This is a genomic window from Mycobacterium sp. GA-1285 (genome assembly GCF_001499905.1).
In the GTDB taxonomy this organism is placed as follows: domain Bacteria; phylum Actinomycetota; class Actinomycetes; order Mycobacteriales; family Mycobacteriaceae; genus Mycobacterium.
The window spans coordinates 1-20654 of the sequence record NZ_LQIS01000024.1 but is presented as its reverse complement, the minus strand read 5'-3'; the positions used below and the strand labels follow the sequence as shown (position 1 = coordinate 20654).

Here is a 20654-nt window from a genome sequence, read left to right as displayed (position 1 = left end):
CGCAGTGACGGCGCTCCCCGGCCAACGCCTCGCGGCGGTCGTGACATTGCCGGCCGCCGACTACGCTGCCGCATCGCTGCAACCGCAGGGCGGTCGGTCACCCCTGGCGCGCGTGGTGCACGACTGCCTGGAAGCGGTCGCCGACCCCGCCGCGGTGGGGGTGGCCGTCGCCGAACACCTCGCCGACGACGTACGCGCGCTACTCGCCCGCGAGGAATCGGGTGCCGTCGACCTCGTGGTGATCGGGGGGCCCGCTACTCGTGCGCAGTGTCTGGCCGCTGCACTCGAACACGTTGTGGCCGAGCCGGTTTCGGCGTCGCTGGTGCTCGTCTACGACGTCCGGCAGCCCCTGACCCCACCGAGGCTGCAGGATCGGGTCGTCGAGCGCCTGACGCAGGGAGCTTCCGTCGTGCTGCCGGTGCTGGCTGTCACCGACAGCGTGAAGGTCGTCGACGAGCACGGTGTCGTCACCGCTTCGCTGGATCGCTCGATCCTTCAGACCGTGCAATATCCCCGCGGTTTCGCCGCCGAGCACCTCCGCCGGCTGGTCGTCGGGTCGGTCGGGGAGTTCGACGAGACCGTCGAGGCGATCCGATCGACCCTGCCGATTGTCACGGTCGACGGTGACGCGGAGGCCGTCACGGTCGAACTCCCGCACGACGGTCCGTTGCTCGAGGCCGTCATCGCGAGTCGCGGTGCACGCTGACTGTCGTCAACAGGTGTTCGGCGGTCGCGATGTCGCGGGGGTAGGTCACCTTGATGTTGTGCGGTTCGCCCGGAAACGTATGCACCGCAACGTCGCTGAACGCCTCGATGCACGACGACGTATCGGTGCCTTCGAATCGGTGGTGTTCTGCGCTGCGGTACGCGGCGAGCAGGGGTGCGGCCCGGAAGGCCTGCGGTGTCTGCACCCGGACGAGGGTGGACCCGTCGGCCGGCTGCCGCAGTGCGGTGGTCACCACGTCCCGAAGCGGCAACGCAGGTATCGCCCCACCGGATTCACGGGCGACCGCGAGCGCGCGGCTGAACATCTCCCGACCGGCCATCGGTCGTGCGGCGTCGTGGATGAGCACCACGTCGATGCGCCCGGACTCGATGTCGGTTTGCAGATGACGTAGCACGTTGAGCTCGGAACCGTGTCGGGTGTCGCCGCCCTCGACGAGTTCCACATCGGCCGTTGGTAATTCGCGTGCGACCATGTCACGGGCCAGTGCCAGCTCGCCCTGCCGGTACACCAGCACGATGCGATCGACTTCGGGCACACCCGTCAGGGTTTCGAGCGACCAAGCGGCCATCGGTCGACCCGCCACAGGGAGGTAGGCCTTGTTACCGTCGGCGCCGACCCTGGTTCCCAGGCCCGCCGCGAGCACGACCGCCACGGCGCACGACGATGTTTCGGCCTCCTCGACGGTCATCCTCGTATCTTGGCATTGCAGGCCGACGCCCATCGCGACGGCCGTGGGACACGAACTCGCCTGGCTCGGCCACCGGATCACCCATCGTTTCGCCACGTCACCGCTCGGGTACGCCTTTTCGCATGCCGAAGACAACCAAGAGCGGCAGCGCCCGGAAGAGCGAACTGCCCAGCACCCTGCAGAAGTCGGACGCCAAGGCTCAGCGCACGTTCGCCAAGGCACACGACGCCGCTGCCGAAGAGTACGGCGAGGGGGAACGCGCGCACCGCGTCGCCTACAGCGCGCTCAAGCACAGCTACGAGAAGGTCGGCGACCACTGGGAGCCGAAGTCCGAGAAGGGCCCGTCGGATCAGCGGGCGCGCAGCGGCGGCCCGAACGCCAAGGGGGAGACCGCCGAGGGCGTGAACGCCAACGCCTCCAAGAAGCACCTCATGGAAGTGGCGCGGCGCCTTGATATCTCGGGTCGGTCGACCATGAACAAGGACGAGCTCGTCTCGGCCATCAAGAAGGCCAACCGCCGCGCGACCGCCCGCGGTCGTTGACGGACCGTTCGCCACAGCTAGTCGGCTGCGGCGCTGCGGGTGTCCAGCCCTTCCAGCAGCATCCGCTCCTGTTCGACCCTCATCACCCTGCGTGCTTTGCCCCGGGTGATGAGGATGCCGACGACCGCGAACGTCCAGATCGCGTACTGCACGACCCAGGCCACCCGGAACGATTCGAAGGAGAATCCGCCCGTCGCGTCGAGGATGGCGCCCATCGCCTGCATCACCAGCAACGAGGCGATGAAGCCGCCCATGTTGACCAGGCCGGAAGCGGTTCCCAGCGTGGCACTCGGGTTGAAGGTCCGCGCGAAGTCGAAGCCGACCATCGAGCCGGGTCCGCCGACCGAGATCACCACGATCAGCACCACGAGCAGCCACAGCGGCGCTCTGCCGGGTAGCGCCAACACCACCGTCCACACCAACGCGTTGCTGGCGATGATGCCCAGAACCAGACGCGAGCGCCGGTGCGGCCGACGCCCGGTGAAGATGCCGATCAGGACCCCCGCGGAGATGGCGGCCACGACCGAAACCGTCAACAACAGCCCGGCCACGCCGTCCGACAGGCCCTGGGCATTGGTCAAATAGGGCACGCCCCACATCAGCGCGAACACGGTCACCGAGAACTGAGTGCCCATATGGGTGAAGAACCCGAGCCGGGTGCCCGGCCGCAACCAGACCGTCTTGACGCTGGTCAGCGTCTCACGCACGGAGACGGTCTGGATGTGCACCGCGTTGCCGTGCGGGGTGTTCGTCACCAGCGCCGCGGTCAGAGCCATCGACAAGACGCCGAGCGCGGCCGCCGACACGTAGGCCGTCGTCCAGCCCCAGGCGGCGAGGACGGCGAAGAAGGGAACCGCCGACAGCACCTGGCCGAGCTGCCCGCAGATGCCCGTCAGCTGCGTGACCAGCGGAACCTGCCGGGGGGTGAACCAGTGCGGCACGAGTCGCAGCACCGAGATGAACGTGAAGGCGTCACCGAGGCCCAGCACCGCGCGTGCTCCGATGGCAGTAGGCAGCGACTCGGTGAACGCGAGCGCCAGCTGGCCGCCGGACATGAGTGCGGCGCCGACTAGGATCAGCGTCTTGGAACCGTAGCGGTCCAGCAGTACGCCGGCCGGCACCTGCGCTGCCGCGTAGACGATCACCTGCAGCACGACGAACGTCGACAGCACACTCGGGCTGGCCTGGAACCGCGCCGCCGCATCGAGGCCGGACACGCCCAAGGTGGTGCGATCGAGAACTGCGACGATGTACGCCAACAGCCCGGTGGCCCAGACGATCCAGGGACGCACACCGAACCTTTCGTGCGGGCGATTGATAAGTCTGACTTTTCCATGTTTCCGCACGCCTGTGCCGCAACGCCAACCACGCCGCGGTGAGTTCGCTCACCGGTTTGACCGGGCCCCGGCACCGAGTTGGCTGGCAGCGGCTCTTCTCGACAAGTTTTTCAATGCGAATATCTAATTGACGCTGATAGAAGCGTTATAGACGGCTCGAGAGACCAACCTGCGGCTGCGGGTCAGCAGTTTGCTCGTGTATGTCGTAGCGCGTTACAGTGATCGCATGAAGCGTCGCGCTGGTCGGTCGCCACGCGCCGCCGCTGGGATTCGCGACGTTGGCTGAGTATCGCCTCGATGAGTTGGCGCAGATCTCCGGTGTCAGCGCCCGCAACATCCGCGCCTACCGGGAGCGTGGATTGCTGGACCCGCCGCGGCGGATCGGCCGGTCGGCGTTCTACGACGACTATCACCTGTCGCAGTTGCGCACCATCAATCAGCTGCATCGCCGTGGCTTCAACTCCGCCCATATCGCCGAGTTCTTCGCCAGCCTGCGCCAGGGCGCCGATCTCGCCGACATCCTCGGCATCCAGCGGGCGGTGCTGGGTCCGAGCTCCGAGGAAGACGGGTCCGAAGCGTCGGCGGCAGAGACGATCGGGGACGGGCCGGCGATTGGCGCCGACAGCGACGAGGGACGGCGGCTGGTCGAGTATGGCTTGGGCGAGGTGGTCGACGGCGTCGTCGTGCTGACCTCTGCCGCGGTGCGAAGGGCGATGGCGCGGTCGGCGGATCCTCTCGTCTCCGTGCAGGCGCTGCTCGACATCGTCGAGGCCACTGACCGTGCGGTCGACGCTCTTGCGGCTCAGTTCGTCGAAGCCCTCGGCGCGTTCGTCGCCGCACGGTTCGGCTCGAATTACGTGCCGACGCCGGATAGCGACGACGAGCTCGGGCGGGCGGTGCGCGAGTACCGCGACCTGTGGGCCAGCGTCGTGTCCGGACGGCTCGACGAGTCGCTACACCGTCGCATGTCCGCCGCCGAGGCCGAATAGCCGGTGCTGACGTCACCACCGCCGGTCGGCGCCCTTCTTCTGCGGTGTGGTCCCCGGCTTCGGCTTAGCTCGGCAACACCGCGCCGGGGCGCTGACGATTGACACAACCACCACTGACAAGGGGTGATACCTGTGACGGCTGTCGTATTCTGTGGCTCGTGTCAATATCGCGGCGGAGCGTCCTCAGGGGAGCGGTGGTTGCTCCGGCGCTCGTCGTCGGTGCGGGTGTGCACGCCGCCGCCCCCGCGTCCGCGGCGCCGCTCGGGATCCTTCTCGACTATGCGGCGGGTGTGCTCAAGGCCAGCGACATCCGGGCAGCGGGCGCCCTCGGGGCGATTCGCTACGTCTCCGACCGGCGACCCGGCGCGGCGTGGATGTTGGGTAAGCCGATTCAATTGGCCGAGGCGCGCGAGCTGTACCAGAACGGTCTGAAGGTCGTGTCCTGTTACCAGTACGGCAAGAAGGACACCGCCGACTGGCTCGGCGGACACGACGCCGGCGTGCGCCACGCGAAACGCGGGTGGGAACTGCACGTCGCCGCGGGCGGCTCGCAGGATGCGCCGATCTATGCATCCATCGACGACAACCCGACCCACGAGCAGTACACACAGCAGGTCGCCGCGTACCTGCGGGGCTGGGAAACGGTGTTGGGCAAGCAGCGCGTCGGCGTCTACGCCAACTCGAAAACGATCGAGTGGGCGCTACAGGACGGCATCGGGACGTACTTCTGGCAGCACGACTGGGGATCGCCGGAGAAGGTGGCGCATCCGGCGGCCCATCTGCATCAGGTCGAGATCGACAGCCGGTCGATCGCCGGCGTCGGCGTGGACATCAACCACATCCTCAAGCCCCAATTTGGGCAGTGGGATTAAACCTTACCGATCAGTAAGTACCTTCAGCAAACTTTTCTTGGTGGCCGACGGCGCCGAGAAGACAAATCGCACCCGTCTGTCTTGTCTGATCCGGGCGACGCCGCTGGTGAGACGCGACGAAAATTTCTTTATAACGATTTGATAACAAAACTGCCTTGATCAGCGCACTTCTGCCTACTCGACCGTAACCACCTGCATGCAGGACGTTTGTCCCGAATGTCTTCGGCCGGTGTCGAAGTGCGCGTTATCCAACGGCTGGTTACCCGAGCGTAGAACCAGTCAGTAACCATTTCGGGCGCGAAATCGAGCGGCCTTCTTATGACACTCTTAGTACGGCTGGAGTGCACGGAAGGCGGTTCGGCGGGGTCGAGAGAAACGTCGGAAGACCTCAGGGCCGCCCGACCGGACCAGTCGGATTCGACGCCGAATCGCGTGGCGCCGCGGCTGGGAGCCGGGAGCCATCGCAGCTTCTGAGACGACAGCCGACGACGAGCATGACGCGGGACAGAGGGAGACAACGAGACCGTGACGATCAACGAGCAGCACCGGGTGACCACCGACCGCACCGCGGGAGCGGCCCATGCCGGGAATCAGGCCCTCGTCGATCGACTCAACTCCGGTGAGCCCTACGCCGTGGCCTTCGGTGGCCAGGGCGGCTCGTGGCTGGAGAACCTCGAGGAGTTGGTCAGCTCGGCCGGCATCGAGTCGGAGCTCAGCGAGGTGGTTGGGGAGGCCGCGCTTCTCCTCGAGCCCGTGGCGCGCGAACTGGTCGTGGTGCGCCCGATCGGTTTCGAGCCGCTGCAGTGGGTGCGTGCGCTCGCCGCCGACGAGCCCCTTCCCGCGACGAAGCAACTCATCACCGCGGCCATCTCCGGACCCGGCATCCTGCTGGCGCAGATGGCCGCGATCCGCGCCGCCGTCCGCCAGGGTCTCGACTTGTACGGCGCCCCGCCGGTCGCGATGGCCGGGCATTCGCAGGGAATCATGGCCTGCGAGTCGTTGCGGTCGCGAGGCACCAAAGATGCCGAACTCCTGGCGCTGCTGCAGCTGATCGGCGCGGCCGGGTCGCTGGTCTCGCGTCGGCGCGGCATGGTGGGGCGCGGGGACAAGTCGCCGATGGTGTCGGTGACCAACGTCGATCCGGACCGCATCGCCGAGCTGCTCGAAGAGTTCTCCTCCGATGTGCGCACGGTGCTGCCGCCGGTGCTGTCGATCCGCAATGGCAGGCGTTCGGTCGTCATCACCGGCACCCCCGAGCAGCTCGGGCGGTTCGAGCTCTACTGCTCCAAGATCACCGAGAAGGAAGAAGCCGAGCGCAAGAACAAGATTCGCGGCGGCAGTGTATTCAGCCCCGTCTTCCACGGCGTGCAGGTCGAGGTCGGCTTCCATACGCCGCGGCTGGCAGACGGCGTCGAAATGGTCGACGGGTGGGCCGCCAAGTGCGGTATCGACCCCGATCTCGCCCACGAGATGACCGAGGCGATCTTCGTGCGTCCGATCGACTGGGTCGCCGAGGTGGAGCGGCTGCACGAGGCGGGCGCGAACTGGATCGTCGATCTCGGCCCGAGCGACACCGTGACGCGGCTGACCGCACCGATCATCCGCGGGCTGGGCGTGGGCATCGTGCCGGCCGCGACGCGGGTGGGACAGCGCAACCTGTTCACCGTCGGCGCTGAACCCGAGGTCCCGCCGGCGTGGTCGAGCTACGCGCCGACCACCGTGCAGTTGCCCGACGGTTCAGTGAAGCTGTCGACCAAGTTCACCCGCCTGACCGGGCGCTCGCCGATCCTGCTTGCGGGCATGACCCCGACGACCGTCGACGCCAAGATCGTCGCTGCCGCGGCCAATGCCGGCCACTGGGCCGAGCTCGCCGGCGGTGGGCAGGTCACCGAGGAGATCTTCTCCGACCGCATCGCGGAGTTGACGACCCTGCTCGAGCCGGGTCGCGCCGTGCAGTTCAACACGCTGTTCCTGGACCCGTACCTGTGGAAGCTGCAGGTGGGTGGCAAGCGTCTGGTGCAGCGGGCCCGTCAGTCCGGTGCGCCGATCGACGGCGTCGTCGTCTCGGCCGGCATCCCCGAACTCGAGGAGGCCGTCGAACTGATCGACGAGCTCAACACCGTCGGAATCAGCCACGTCGTGTTCAAACCGGGCACGGTCGACCAGATCAAGTCCGTCATCAAGATCGCCGCCGAGGTGCCGAACAAGGACGTCATCGTCCACATCGAAGGTGGCCGCGCGGGTGGTCACCACTCGTGGGAGGACCTCGACGACCTCCTGCTGAGCACCTACGGCGAGTTGCGCAAGTTGCCGAACATCACCGTCTGCGTCGGCGGCGGAATCGGCACCCCCGAGCGGGCGGCGCAATACCTGTCCGGGCGCTGGGCCACCGAGTACGGCTTCCCGGCGATGCCGGTGGACGGGATCCTCGTCGGCACCGCGGCGATGGCGACGCTGGAGGCGACCACCTCGCCGGCCGTCAAGCAGATGCTGGTCGAGACCACCGGAACCGACCACTGGATCAGTGCCGGAAAAGCTCAGGGCGGCATGGCATCCAGCCGCAGTCAGCTCGGCGCGGACATCCACGAGATCGACAACGCCGCATCGCGGTGCGGTCGGCTGCTCGACGAGGTCGCCGGCGATGCCGAGGCCGTGGCGGCCCGCCGCGACGAGATCGTCGCCGCGATGGCCACCACCTGCAAGCCGTACTTCGGCGACGTCGTGGAGATGACCTACCTGCAGTGGCTGCAGCGGTATGTGGAGTTGGCCATCGGTGACGGCGACAGCACCGCCGACACCAAACTGCCCAACAGCCCATGGCTGGCCGACACCTGGCGCGACCGGTTCGCCGAGATGTTGCACCGCGCCGAAGCCCGCCTGCACCCGCAGGATTCGGGTCCGATCCCGACGCTGTTCGATGACGCTGCGCTGCTGGACGATCCGGACCGCGCGATCGAGATCCTGCGGGCGCGCTACCCGGAGGCCGAGACGCTGCGGCTGCACCCGGCCGACGTGCCGTGGTTCGTCACGCTGTGCAGGACGCCTGGCAAACCGGTCAACTTCGTCCCGGTGATCGACAAGGACGTGCGGCGGTGGTGGCGCAGCGACTCGCTGTGGCAGGCCCACGACGCCCGCTACAGCGCCGACCAGGTGTGCATCATCCCCGGCACCCAGGCCGTCGCGGGGATCACCCGCGTCGACGAACCGGTCGGTGAACTGCTCGACCGCTTCGAGCAGGCCGCCATCGACGAAGCCCTGGCCGTCGACGGCCAGCCCGTGCCGGTGGTGTCGCGCCGGCAGGCGCGCGCCGACGTCACCGGTCCGCTTGCGGTGGTACTGGATTCGCCCGACGTGTTGTGGGCCGGTCGCGTCGCGATCAACCCGGTTCATCGGATCGGCGCTCCCGACGAGTGGCAGGCCAACGAAAATCGGAACGCGACACATCCGTCCACCGGCGCTCGCCTCGAGCTCAGCGGTGAGCGGGTGACGTTGAGCGTGCCGCTGTCCGACATCTGGATCGACATCCCGTTCACGCTGCCGTCGTGCACCGTCAACGGCGGCATGCCGGTCGTCACCGTCGAAGACGCTTCGGCCGCAATGCGTTCGGTGCTCGCCATCGCCGCCGGTGTGGACGGGCCCGACGCCCTGCCCCCGGTGCACGACAACACCGCGACGGTTACCGCCGACTGGGACCCCGAACGGGTCGCCGACCACACCGGCGTCACCGCGGTATTCGGCGCGCCGCTGGCGCCCGGGTTGACGCTGGTGCCCGACGCGCTCGTCGGCTATTGCTGGCCCGCGGTGTTCGCGGCGATCGGTTCGGCCGTCACCGACGACGGGTTCCCCGTCGTCGAGGGGTTGCTGAGCCTGGTCCACCTGGACCACGCCGCTCACCTGCTGACGCAGATGCCCGCGGATCGAGCCGAATTGACCGTCACCGCAACGGCTTCGGCGGCACACGACACAGAATATGGCCGCGTCGTACCCGTGTCGGTGGAGATCCGCGACGCCCACGGTACGCTGCTGGCCGAACTCGAGGAGCGCTTCGCGATCCGCGGACGCACCGGCGCCGCCGAACTCGGCGACCCGCCGCGTGCGGGCGGGGCGGTCACCGACAACGCCACCGACACCCAGCGTCGCCGCCGCCGTGATGTCACGGTCACCGCACCCACCGACATGAGCGCGTTCGCCGTCGTGTCGGGGGACCACAACCCGATCCACGTCGACCGCGCCGCCGCGCTGCTCGCGGGGCTGAAATCGCCCATCGTGCACGGCATGTGGCTGTCCGCCGCCGCGCAGCACGTCGTGGCGGCGACCGACGGCAGGCCGGCCCCGCCGGCCCGGGTGGTCGGCTGGACGTCCCGGTTCCTCGGCATGGTGCAGCCGGGTGACGACATCGAGTTCCGCGTCGACCGCGTCGGAATCGACCGTGGCGCAGAGATTCTCGAGGTCAGCGCCAAGGTCTCCGGTGAGCTCGTGATGTCGGCGACGGCGCAGTTGGCCCCGCCGAAGACCGTGTACGCATTCCCCGGCCAGGGCATCCAGCACAAGGGTATGGGCATGGAGGTGCGGGCCCGGTCAAAGGCGGCCCGCAAGGTGTGGGACACCGCCGACAAGTTCACCCGCGAGACGCTCGGCTTCTCGGTGCTGCACGTGGTGCGTGACAACCCGACCAGCCTGATCGCCAGCGGTGTGCACTACCACCATCCCGACGGTGTGCTGTTCCTGACCCAGTTCACCCAGGTCGCGATGGCGACCGTGGCGGCCGCCCAAGTCGCCGAGATGCGGGAGCAGGGCGCGTTCGTGGAGGGCGCTATCGCCTGCGGGCACTCCGTCGGCGAGTACACCGCGCTCGCGTGTGTCAGCGGCGTGTACGAGCTCGAGGCGTTGCTCGAGGTGGTGTTCCACCGCGGTAGCAAGATGCACGACATCGTGCCGCGCGACCATCTGGGCCGGTCGAACTACCGGCTGGCCGCGATCCGGCCGTCGCAGATTGACCTGGACGACGCCGACGTCAAACAGTTTGTGGCTGACGTCTCCCGGAGTACCGGGGAATTCCTGGAGATCGTGAACTTCAACCTGCGCGGTTCGCAGTACGCGATCGCCGGCACGGTGCGCGGCCTCGAGGCGCTGGAGGAGGAGGTCGAGCGGCGTCGCGAGATCAGCGGTGGCAAGCGTTCGTTCATCCTGGTGCCGGGCATCGACGTGCCGTTCCACTCCTCGGTGCTGCGGGTCGGAGTCGCCGACTTCCGCCGCTCCCTGGAGAGGGTGATGCCGCGTGATCAGGATCCGGATCTCATCATCGGCAAGTACATCCCCAACCTGGTGCCCAAGCCGTTCTCGCTGGATCGCGAATTCATCCAGGAGATCCGGGATCTGGTGCCCGCCGAGCCGCTCGACGAGGTCCTGGCCGACTACGACACCTGGCGGAACGAGAAGCCGCGCGAGCTGTGCCGCAAGATCGTCATCGAGCTGCTGGCGTGGCAGTTCGCCAGCCCGGTGCGCTGGATCGAGACCCAGGACCTGCTGTTCATCGAGGAGGCCGCAGGCGGTCTGGGGATCGAGCGCTTCGTCGAGATCGGGGTGAAGTCTGCGCCGACGGTCGCGGGGCTGGCCGCCAATACGCTGAAGCTGCCCGAATATTCGCACAGCACAACCGAAGTGCTGAACTCGGAGCGGGACGCGGCGGTGCTGTTCGCCACCGACACCGACCCCGAACCAGAATTCGAGGACGCGCCGGCACCCGCCGCGGCGCCCGAGACCGCCGCACCCGTCGAGACGGCAGCACCGGCCGCCACCACACCGGCGCCGGCAGCGGCCGCCGGCACTCCCAGCCCGTCTGTCGCGCCCGCCGGCGCTCCGCGACCCGACGACGTGACGTTCGACGCCGCCGACGCCACCATGGCGCTGATCGCCCTGTCGGCCAAGATGCGCATCGACCAGATCGAGCCGCTGGACTCCATCGAGTCGATCACCGACGGTGCGTCCTCGCGGCGCAACCAATTGCTGGTCGATCTCGGCTCTGAGCTCAACCTCGGCGCCATCGACGGCGCGGGCGAAGCCGACCTGGCCGCGTTGAAGGGACAGGTCACCAAGCTGGCCAGGACCTACAAGCCATTCGGGCCCGTGCTGTCCGACGCGGTCAACGACCAACTGCGCACCGTCTTCGGGCCTTCCGGCAAGCGGCCGGCCTACATCGGCGAGCGGGTCACCAAGACGTGGGAGCTGGGTCCGGGCTGGGTCAAGCACGTCACCGTCGAGGTGGCGCTGGGGACCCGCGAAGGGACCAGCGTGCGCGGTGGTGAGTTGGGCGGCCTGCACGAGGGCGCGCTGGCCGACGCCGCGACGGTCGACAAGGTCATCGACAGCGCGGTCGCCTCGGTGGCGGCCCGCCGCGGTGTGGCGGTGTCTCTGCCGTCGGCCGCGGGAAGCGCTGGGGGCGTGGTGGATTCCGCCGCGCTGACCGAGTTCGCCGAACGGGTGACGGGCCGCGACGGCGTGCTCGCCTCGGCGGCGCGGATGATTCTGGGCCAACTCGGCCTCGACACCCCGGTCCCGGTTCCGGAGGCCACCGACGCCGAGCTCATCGATCTGGTCACCGCCGAATTGGGTTCGGACTGGCCGCGTCTGGTGGCGCCGGTGTTCGACGGCCGCAAGGCGGTGCTCTTCGACGACCGCTGGGCCAGCGCCCGCGAGGACCTGGCTCGGCTGTGGTTGTACGACGAGGACGAGATCGACAGGGACTGGCAGCGGCTCTCGGAACGGTTCGAGGGCGCCGGCCACGTGGTCGGCACGCAGGCCACCTGGTGGCAGGGCAAGGCGCTGGCGGCGGGTCGCAACATCCACGCCTCGCTGTATGGCCGCGCGGCCGCAGGCGCCGAGAATCCGGGCACCGGTCGCTACCACCACGAGGTCGCCGTCGTCACGGGCGCGTCCAAGGGCTCGATCGCCGCGTCGGTGGTCGCGCAGTTGCTCGACGGCGGTGCCACCGTCATCGCGACGACGTCCAAACTGGACGACGACCGGCTGGCCTTCTACCGCACCCTCTACCGCGACAACGCGCGCTGGAACGCCAAGCTGTGGGTTGTCCCCGCCAACATGGCGTCCTACACCGATATCGACGCGCTGGTCCAGTGGGTCGGCACCGAGCAGACCGAAAGCCTTGGGCCGCAGTCGATCCACATCAAGGACGCTCAGACGCCGACATTGCTGTTCCCGTTCGCCGCACCGCGGGTGACGGGCGATCTGTCCGATGCCGGGTCGCGTGCCGAGATGGAGATGAAGGTGCTGCTGTGGGCCGTGCAGCGGCTGATCGCCGGCCTGTCGCACATCGGCGCCGAGCGCGACATCGCCGCACGCCTGCACGTCGTGCTGCCCGGTTCGCCGAACCGCGGCATGTTCGGTGGCGACGGCGCCTATGGCGAAGCGAAGTCGTCGCTTGACGCGCTGGTGGCCCGGTGGAAAGCCGAATCGTCGTGGGCGCAGCGGGTTTCGCTTGCACACGCGCTGATCGGCTGGACCAAGGGCACCGGTCTGATGGGCCACAACGACGCGATCGTCGGTGCGGTCGAAGAGGCCGGGGTGCGCACGTTCACCACCGACGAGATGGCGAGCATGCTGCTCGGGCTGTGCGACATCGAAGCCAAGGTGGCCGCGGCGCGTGAGCCGCTGCAGGCGGACTTCACCGGCGGGTTGGCCGATGTCGACATCGACATGGCCGAGCTGGCCGCCAAGGCCCGCGAAGAGATGGTGACCGAAAGCCACGCCGGGGCAACCGATCCCGAGGGCACCGTGCGTGCTCTGCCGTCGCCGCCGCGCGGTCTCAAGTCCGCGCCGGCGCCCGAGTGGCCCGACCTCGACATCGATCCCGCCGACATGGTGGTGATCGTCGGTGGTGCCGAACTCGGGCCGTACGGTTCCTCGCGCACCCGTTTCGAGATGGAGGTCGAGAACGAGTTGTCGGCCGCCGGGGTCCTCGAGCTGGCGTGGACGACCGGACTGGTCAAATGGGAGGACGATCCCACTCCGGGCTGGTACGACACCGAAACCGGCGAGCTGGTCGACGAGGGCGAGCTGGTGGAGCGCTACCACGACGCCGTGGTCGAGCGGGTCGGTATCCGCGAGTGGGTCGACGACGGAGCGATCGACCCGGATCATGCGTCGCCGCTTTTGGTTTCGGTCTTCCTCGACAAAGACTTCACCTTCGTCGTCTCGTCGGAGGCCGAGGCCCGCGGGTTCTTGAAATTCGATCCGGAGCACACCGTGATCGCCCCCGTACCCGACAGCGGCGACTGGCAGGTGACGCGCAAGGCGGGTACCGAGGTGCGGGTTCCGCGCAAGGTCAAGCTGTCCCGCACAGTCGGGGCGCAGATTCCGACTGGATTCGACCCGATGGTGTACGGCGTCAGCCAGGAGATGATGAACTCCATTGACCGGCTGGCGATCTGGAACCTCGTCACCACCGTCGACGCGTTCCTGTCGGCGGGCTTCAGCCCGAGCGAGCTGATGCGCTGGGTGCACCCGAGCCTGGTGGCCAGCACTCAGGGCACCGGCATGGGCGGTATGACGTCGATGCAGACCATGTATCACGGCAACCTGTTGGGCCGGAACAAGCCGAACGACATCCTGCAGGAGGTCCTGCCGAACGTCATTGCCGGCCACGTCGTCCAGAGTTATGTCGGCAGTTACGGGGCGATGATCCATCCCGTCGGGGCGTGTGCGACGGCTGCCATCTCCGTCGAGGAGGGCGTCGACAAGATCCGGTTGGGGAAGGCCGAATTCGTGGTCGCGGGAGGTTACGACGACACGACTCTCGAGGCGGTCATCGGGTTCGGCGACATGGCCGCGACCGCGGACACCGCAATGATGCGGGCCAGAGGCATCAGCGACTCGAAGTTCTCCCGCGCCAACGACCGTCGTCGGCTCGGGTTCGTCGAGGGACAGGGCGGCGGGACCATCCTGCTGGCGCGCGGTGATCTCGCGCTCAAGATGGGGCTGCCCGTGCTGGCCGTCGTGGGCTACGTGTCGTCGTTCGGCGACGGTGTGCACACCTCGATCCCGGCGCCCGGTCTGGGTGCGCTGGCAGCCGGCCGCGGCGGTCGCAGCTCGCAACTGGCGAACTCGCTGGCCGAACTCGGCGTCGGACCCGACGACATCGCGGTGGTGTCGAAGCACGACACGTCGACGCTGGCCAACGATCCCAACGAGACGGAGCTGCACGAGCGGCTCGCCGATGCGCTGGGTCGCTCGGAAGGCGCACCGCTGTTCGTGGTGTCGCAGAAGAGCCTGACCGGTCACTCCAAGGGCGGCGCGGCAGCGTTTCAGATGATGGGGCTGTGCCAGATCCTGCGCGACGGCGTCATCCCGCCCAACCGCAGCCTGGACTGTGTCGACGACGAGCTCGCCGGCTCCGCGCACATGGTGTGGCTGCGCGAAACCCTGCGGTTCGGCGGGTCGTTCCCGCTGAAGGCCGGGCTGATCACTAGCCTGGGCTTCGGCCACGTGTCGGGTCTGATCGCGCTGGTGCATCCGCAGGCGTTCCTGGCCGCGCTGAGCTCCGAGCAGCGCGCGGACTACAAGCAGCGTGCGGATGCCCGCGTGCTGGCCGGTCAGCACCGGCTCGCATCGGCGATCGCGGGTGGTAAGTCGTTGTACGAGAAGCCGGCTGACCGCCGATTCGGCCACGACGCACCCGAGAAGCGGCAGGAAGCCGACATGCTTCTCGATCCGGCGTCGCGACTCGGCGACGACGACGTGTATGTGGCCGGACGAATTGGGTGATGAGCGCTTGCGCGACGAGCGAAGGGCGTGAGATAGCGTTTGGCCCATGGCGATAGTCGGGGTCGGGATCGACCTGGTGTCCATACCGGAGTTCGCCGAACAGGTCGACCTGCCCGGGACCGTCTTCGCCGAGACGTTCACCCCCGGTGAGCGGCGCGACGCCGCCGACAAGAGCTCGTCGGCGGCGCGGCATCTCGCCGCGCGGTGGGCGGCGAAGGAGGCCGTGATCAAGGCGTGGTCGGGGTCCCGCTTCGCCAAGCGTCCGGTGCTGCCCGAGGGCATCCACCGCGACATCGAGGTGATCACCGATATGTGGGGCAGGCCGAAGGTCCGCCTGTCCGGCGCGATCGCCGAGCATTTGAAGAACGTGACGATCCACCTGTCGTTGACCCACGAGGCCGGTACCGCGGCTGCGGTCGCCATCCTCGAAGAGCGCTAGCCCCAGTTCCGCGAGTGGGAGCGTCAACTTCCGCGAGCGACCGTGTCAGAACACGACACGCCGCCCCTTTCTGGCAGTTCGTGGTCGCTCGCGGCAGGTGACCGACCCGCTAGTGTCGTGGCCATGAGCGATCTGGTGCAGCGCGTGCACGAGGTGTTGCCGGCGGTGCGGCGCGATCTGGAAGATCTGGTGCGCATCGAGTCGGTGTGGGCGGACCCGGCGCGGCGAGGCGAGGTACAGCGCAGCGCCGACGCGGTGGCGAAGCTGCTGACCGATGCCGGTTTCGGTGACGTGCAGATCGTCAGCGCGGGTGGTGCGCCCGCCGTCATCGCACGCCATCCCGCACCGGCCGGTGCGCCGACGGTGCTGCTGTACGCCCATCACGATGTGCAGCCCGAAGGCGATCCGGCGCAGTGGCTTTCGCCGCCGTTCGAGCCGACCGAGCGCGACGGACGACTCTACGGCCGCGGCACTGCCGACGACAAAGCCGGTATCGCAACGCATTTGGCCGCATTCCGGGCACACGGCGGCAATCCACCCGTCGGCGTCACCGTGTTCGTCGAAGGGGAGGAGGAGTCGGGGTCCCCGTCACTGTCGCGACTGCTGGCCGCGCACCACGACACCTTGGCCTCCGATGTGATCGTCATCGCCGACTCCGACAACTGGAGCACCGAGGTGCCGTCGCTGACGGTGTCGCTGCGTGGACTCGTCGACTGCATCGTGGAGGTGGCCACGCTCGACCACGGCCTGCACTCCGGGCTGTGGGGTGGGGTCGTGCCCGACGCCGTGAGCGTGCTGGTGCGGTTGCTGGCCAGCCTGCACGACGACGACGGCAATGTCGCGGTGGCCGGCCTGCACGAAGGTGTGGCCGCCGATGTCGACTTTCCGCCCGAGCGTGTCCGCGAAGAGACCGGCCTGCTGTCGGGTGTATCCGAAATCGGTTCCGGCACAGTGCCGCAGCGGTTGTGGGCCAAACCGGCGATCACCGTCATCGGCATCGACACGACGCCCATCGACAAGTCGTCCAACACCTTGATCCCGCGTGCGCGAGCGAAGGTCAGCATGCGCGTCGCGCCCGGCGGAGACGTGGAACAGCACATGGAGGCGTTGACCCGCCATCTCGAGCAGCACGCCCCGTGGGGTGCTCAGGTGACGGTCACCCGGGGCGACCACGGGCAGCCGTACGCGATCGACGCAACCGGTCCGGTCTACGACGCTGCCCGAGCGGCCTTCCGGGAGGCGTGGGGCTCCGAGCCGGTCCACACCGGCGTCGGCGGTTCGATCCCGTTCATCGCCGAGTTCGCCGACGCGTTCCCGTCGGCGAAGATTCTGGTGACCGGCGTGGAAGACCCTGCGACACAAGCACACAGCGTCAACGAGAGCCTGCACCTCGGGGTGCTGGAACGCGCGGCCGTTTCCGAGGCCCTGCTGCTGGCCCGGTTGGCCGAGAACAGCTCAGACCGACAGGTCGCGCCGTAACTTGGCGACGTGTCCGGTGGCCCGGACGTTGTATTGCGCCTCGGCGATCCTGCCCTTCTCGTCCACGACGAACGTCGACCGGATCACACCCTGAACCGTCTTGCCGTACATCGTCTTCTCGCCGAACGCGCCCCAGGCGGTGAGCACTTCGCGATCCGGGTCCGACAGCAGCGGGAAGGTCAGCTTCTCCTTGTCGCGGAACTTGGCCAGCTTCTCCGGCTTGTCGGGCGAGATGCCGATGACGTCGAGCCCGGCGTCGTTGAGTTCATGCAGATTGTCGCGGAAGTCGCAGGCCTGTTTGGTGCAGCCGGGAGTCGACGCCGCCGGATAGAAATACACGATGACCTTGCGGCCCTTGTAGTCGGAGAGCTTCACGGTGTTGCCGTCGGCGTCGGGCAAGCTGAACGCAGGGGCTTTGTCGCCGACCTCGAGTCGCGGAGTCTGTGGCACGCGCGGGCATCCCTTCTGTCGACCGGAGCGCTACAGCGAGCGCGGGCTGCTCTAGGGTAGATCGGCAGGCTCCAACGGGGAGCACCGACGTGGACGGCTTGGAGGCGCACGTGGCGGACCGCGATCCCGAGACCATCAAGCGGGACATCGATCAGGCACGCGAGCAACTCGCGGCGACGGTGGACACTCTTGCCGAACGTGCCAACCCCAGCCGGGTGCTCGACGACGCCAAGTCGGCGGCGATCCGTTTCGTCACCAAACCCGCAGTGGCCGCCTCGCTCGCCGGCGTGGGAGTCATTGCGCTCGTGCTCGTCGTGCGCCGGATTCGGCAGGGGTGAGCGGCCGGCTCTCAGCCGCGTCGCGTCGAGCGGAACAACTCGGAGAACGAGAAGCCCGGGGGATTGGCGACCCGGCCGAGCCGGTTACAGCTGTACACCGCGACCGGCGTCTGGGCAGTTACTTCGGACGCGCCCGCGCGATCGTCGTCCGCCGCAAGTGAACCGCCTGGCTGGGCCATCAGCTAAGTCCCTTTTCCGTTTCGGCCTTTTGCTGTTCCTGCGCTTGTCGTATGTCAGCTAACGGGACTGTAGCAGACCCTGCTTCGCTTCCTGCAGCTTAAACCGTAGAAGCTCAAGCGGTTGCGTATATCGGCAACGACGCCGAACGTGCGATCTTGGTCTCTATGTTCGGCTAAAGGTAGACCACAGCACACTTCGCGAACAGACAGTGAACTCATGCCAAACGTTTACGCAACTGTGATCCGGCAACGTCATCATCGTATGTTGCTCGAGACGGCGCAGAAAAGGAACGCGACCGTGACGGACTGTCACGGTCGCACTCAGGTCCAAGCTGGTGCGCCGTCAGGGTTTCGAACCCCGGACCCGCTGATTAAGAGTCAGCTGCTCTACCAACTGAGCTAACGGCGCGCGGGTGCGACAATAACAGCAGTTGCTGTGCAGGACGAAATCTCCGCCCCGAAGTCGCTTCCCAGTCGCGTCGCTGACCTCCGCATTTCGACCCGGACTCGATTCTGCACTTAGACTGTTGCCAAGAATCATCGATCATCATCCCAATCTGCGAGGTGGAGTAAGCAATGTGGCGAGTCCGTTCAACGGCCCGTCCGCGTCGACGCGCGTGGTGGGTGACCGCCGCGCTGATCCCCGCCATAGCTCTCGGGTTGTCCGCGTGCGGAGGTAACTCGACGCCTTCCCAACCGCAGGTGATCGAGGACAAGGGCACCCCGTTCGGGGACCTGCTCGTCCCCAAGCTGACCGCGTCGGTGACCGACGGCGCCGTGGGCGTGAGTGTGGACGCGCCGGTGACCGTCAGCGCGGAGGACGGTGTGCTCGAAGCGGTCACCATGGTGAATGAATCCGGCAAGACGGTCGCGGGCGCTTTGAGCCCGGACGGTCTGACGTGGTCGACCACCGAACCGCTCGGCTACAACAAGCGCTACACGCTCACCGCCGAATCGCTCGGGCTCGGCGGCGCCACGACCAGGCGGATGTCCTTTGAGACTCATTCGCCCGAGAACCTGACGATGCCGTATGTGCTGCCCAACAACGGCGAGGTGGTCGGCGTCGGGCAACCGGTCGCCGTCCGGTTCGACGAGATCATCACCAACCGGGTGGCCGCGCAGAAGGCCATCAAGATCAAGACCGATCCTCCGGTCGAGGGCGCCTTCTACTGGCTGAACAATCAGGAGGTGCGGTGGCGGCCCGCGCAGTACTGGAAGCCCGGCACGAAGGTCGACGTCGCGGTGAACACCTACGGCGTCGACCTCGGAGACGGCCTGTTCGGTCAGGAGAACGTCACCACGAGCTTCACGATCGGCGATGAGGTCGTCACCTCCATCGACGACAGCACGAAGACCATGACGGTCAAGCGCAACGGCGAGGTGATCAAGACCATGCCGGTGTCGATGGGCAAGAACAGCACACCGACCAACAACGGCGTCTACATCGTCGGGGACCGGCGCTCGCACATGGTGATGGACTCGTCGACCTACGGCGTTCCGGTCAACTCCGCCAACGGGTATCGCACCGAGGTGGATTGGGCCACCCAGATCTCCTACAGCGGCATCTACGTCCACGCCGCGCCGTGGTCGGTGGGCAGCCAGGGGTACAGCAACGTCAGCCATGGGTGCATCAACGTCAGCACGAGCAACGGGCGGTGGTTCTTCGACAACTCCAAGCGCGGCGACGTCGTCGAGATCGTCAACACGGTCGGCTCGACGCTGCCGGGCACCGACGGTCTCGGGGACTGGAACATCCCGTGGGAGCAGTGGAAAGCGGGCAACGCCAACGTCTGATGTGACGTGGCGGACGGGCCCGCGGCCAGTGCTCTAGTGCGGCAGACGACTGGGGGCCATGAAGCCGTCGACGTCCGAAAAAAGGGTCAGGGAGCGAAGATTCGCTCCCTGACCCAGTCGGGGTGGCTGACGGGACTCGAACCCGCGACAGCCAGGATCACAACCTGGTGCTCTACCAACTGAACTACAGCCACCATCGCCGCGACCCCGGTGGGGCAGAGCGGCGACGTCGATACTAACCGCTCGAACGCTCGGCGGCCGAATCGATGTCCTTCGCGTCTCCGTTCGGCGGCCTTAATTCTTCGGCGACGGCCGCGATATCGCTGGTTGACGGCCCGGGTGGGGCCACGAACGCGGTGCGGCGGTAGTACTGAAGCTCCCGGATCGACTCGTGGATGTCGGCGAGTGCCCGGTGCGCGAGGCCCTTCTCGGGCTGGCCGAAGTAGATGCGCGGATACCAGCGCCTGCACAATTCCTTGATCGAGCTCACGTCGATCATCCGGTAGTGCAGGTAGTCGTCGAGCTTGGGCATGTCGCGGGCGATGAAACCGCGGTCGGTGGCGATCGAGTTGCCGGCCAGCGGCGCCGTCTTGGCCTGTTTGACGTGGGTGCGCACGTAGTCGAGGACCAGCTCCTCCGCCTCGGGCAGGGTCAGGGTCGACGCCTTGACCTCGTCGATCAGCCCCGACCGGGTGTGCATCTCGGTGACCACCGGAATCATCGATGCCAACGCTTCGTCGTCGGTGTGAATGACGACGTCGATGCCCTCGCCGAGGATGTTGAGGTCGGCGTCTGTCACCAGCACCGCGATCTCGATGAGCCGGTCGGTCTTGAGATCCAGGCCGGTCATCTCGCAGTCGATCCACACCAGTTCGTCGCGCACGACGCTCACAGTAAGCCTTGCCGCTGCATGCGGCCCGTTGCACCCGTCCGTCGGGTATGTCGCGGGCGTTAGGGTGCCAGTCAGTGTCAGGGTGATGGGGCCGCTTGTTGCGGTGGTTGGATCCTGATCACCTGGTGTCTGGCTCTTAGGGTGCTTG

At 67.5% G+C, this 20654-nt stretch carries 14 protein-coding genes and 2 tRNA genes; 9 read left to right on the top strand and 7 right to left on the bottom strand.

Translation table 11 applies throughout. The annotated features are described in order from the left end of the window. Window positions 1-4: 4 nt before the first annotated feature. The gene (locus AU193_RS15060; protein WP_064423177.1) at window positions 5-706 is read left to right on the top strand and encodes a 2-C-methyl-D-erythritol 4-phosphate cytidylyltransferase; all 702 of its coding nucleotides are present in this window, start codon (window positions 5-7) and stop codon (window positions 704-706) included. On the opposite strand, the gene AU193_RS15055 is transcribed toward AU193_RS15060, so the two are convergent. Continuing rightward, window positions 681-1415 carry a 2-C-methyl-D-erythritol 4-phosphate cytidylyltransferase gene (locus AU193_RS15055; protein WP_082682995.1) on the bottom strand — a complete coding sequence of 245 codons (735 nt, stop codon included), beginning with the start codon at window positions 1413-1415 and terminating at the stop codon, window positions 681-683. The genes AU193_RS15060 and AU193_RS15055 overlap by 26 nt on opposite strands. Before the next feature lie 122 nt (window positions 1416-1537). On the opposite strand from AU193_RS15055, the gene AU193_RS15050 reads away from it, so the two are divergent. Beyond that, a complete protein-coding gene (locus AU193_RS15050) occupies window positions 1538-1957 on the top strand; it encodes a ChaB family protein (RefSeq protein WP_064423176.1) in 420 nt (139 codons plus the stop codon). Between the two features lie 17 nt (window positions 1958-1974). Here AU193_RS15050 and AU193_RS15045 read toward each other — a convergent pair whose 3' ends face one another. After that, on the bottom strand, window positions 1975-3249 hold the full coding sequence (locus AU193_RS15045; protein ID WP_064423175.1) for a nitrate/nitrite transporter: 1275 nt from the start codon (window positions 3247-3249) through the stop codon (window positions 1975-1977). A 323-nt stretch (window positions 3250-3572) separates the two neighbouring features. Here AU193_RS15045 and AU193_RS15040 point away from each other — a divergent pair, with 323 nt between their 5' ends. From AU193_RS15040 to AU193_RS15020, 5 genes are all read left to right on the top strand, one after another. Then, a complete protein-coding gene (locus AU193_RS15040) occupies window positions 3573-4283 on the top strand; it encodes a MerR family transcriptional regulator (protein WP_064423174.1) in 711 nt (236 codons plus the stop codon). Window positions 4284-4441: 158 nt separating this feature from the next. Then, window positions 4442-5155 carry a DUF1906 domain-containing protein gene (locus tag AU193_RS15035; RefSeq protein WP_172798318.1) on the top strand — a complete coding sequence of 238 codons (714 nt, stop codon included), beginning with the start codon at window positions 4442-4444 and terminating at the stop codon, window positions 5153-5155. 525 nt (window positions 5156-5680) lie between these two features. Then, on the top strand, window positions 5681-14935 hold the full coding sequence (locus AU193_RS15030) for a type I polyketide synthase (protein ID WP_064423172.1): 9255 nt from the start codon (window positions 5681-5683) through the stop codon (window positions 14933-14935). 46 nt (window positions 14936-14981) lie between these two features. Then, window positions 14982-15374, top strand: coding sequence for a holo-ACP synthase (locus AU193_RS15025; protein WP_064423171.1), 393 nt, complete (start codon window positions 14982-14984; stop codon window positions 15372-15374). Window positions 15375-15497: 123 nt separating this feature from the next. Then, complete coding sequence (locus tag AU193_RS15020; protein ID WP_064423170.1) at window positions 15498-16853, top strand: dipeptidase; 1356 nt, start codon at window positions 15498-15500, stop codon at window positions 16851-16853. Here AU193_RS15020 and bcp read toward each other — a convergent pair. After that, on the bottom strand, window positions 16830-17303 hold the full coding sequence (gene bcp / locus AU193_RS15015; protein WP_064423169.1) for a thioredoxin-dependent thiol peroxidase: 474 nt from the start codon (window positions 17301-17303) through the stop codon (window positions 16830-16832). The genes AU193_RS15020 and bcp overlap by 24 nt on opposite strands. Before the next feature lie 110 nt (window positions 17304-17413). Here bcp and AU193_RS15010 point away from each other — a divergent pair, with 110 nt between their 5' ends. Continuing rightward, window positions 17414-17641: a DUF3618 domain-containing protein gene (locus AU193_RS15010; RefSeq protein WP_064423196.1), complete on the top strand. Its 228-nt coding sequence runs from the start codon at window positions 17414-17416 to the stop codon at window positions 17639-17641. Window positions 17642-17652: 11 nt separating this feature from the next. On the opposite strand, the gene AU193_RS23365 is transcribed toward AU193_RS15010, so the two are convergent. Both AU193_RS23365 and AU193_RS15005 read right to left on the bottom strand, forming a co-directional pair. After that, on the bottom strand, window positions 17653-17820 hold the full coding sequence (locus AU193_RS23365; RefSeq protein ID WP_172798317.1) for a hypothetical protein: 168 nt from the start codon (window positions 17818-17820) through the stop codon (window positions 17653-17655). A 333-nt stretch (window positions 17821-18153) separates the two neighbouring features. Then, window positions 18154-18229: transfer RNA gene (locus tag AU193_RS15005), tRNA-Lys, on the bottom strand. A gap of 167 nt (window positions 18230-18396) precedes the next feature. Here AU193_RS15005 and AU193_RS15000 point away from each other — a divergent pair. Next, on the top strand, window positions 18397-19614 hold the full coding sequence (locus tag AU193_RS15000; RefSeq protein ID WP_064423168.1) for an Ig-like domain-containing protein: 1218 nt from the start codon (window positions 18397-18399) through the stop codon (window positions 19612-19614). A 121-nt stretch (window positions 19615-19735) separates the two neighbouring features. On the opposite strand, the gene AU193_RS14995 is transcribed toward AU193_RS15000, so the two are convergent. Both AU193_RS14995 and orn read right to left on the bottom strand, forming a co-directional pair. After that, window positions 19736-19808: transfer RNA gene (locus tag AU193_RS14995), tRNA-His, on the bottom strand. 41 nt (window positions 19809-19849) lie between these two features. Continuing rightward, window positions 19850-20497, bottom strand: a complete 648-nt coding sequence (gene orn / locus AU193_RS14990; protein WP_064423167.1) for an oligoribonuclease — start codon at window positions 20495-20497, stop codon at window positions 19850-19852. Window positions 20498-20654 lie beyond the last annotated feature (157 nt).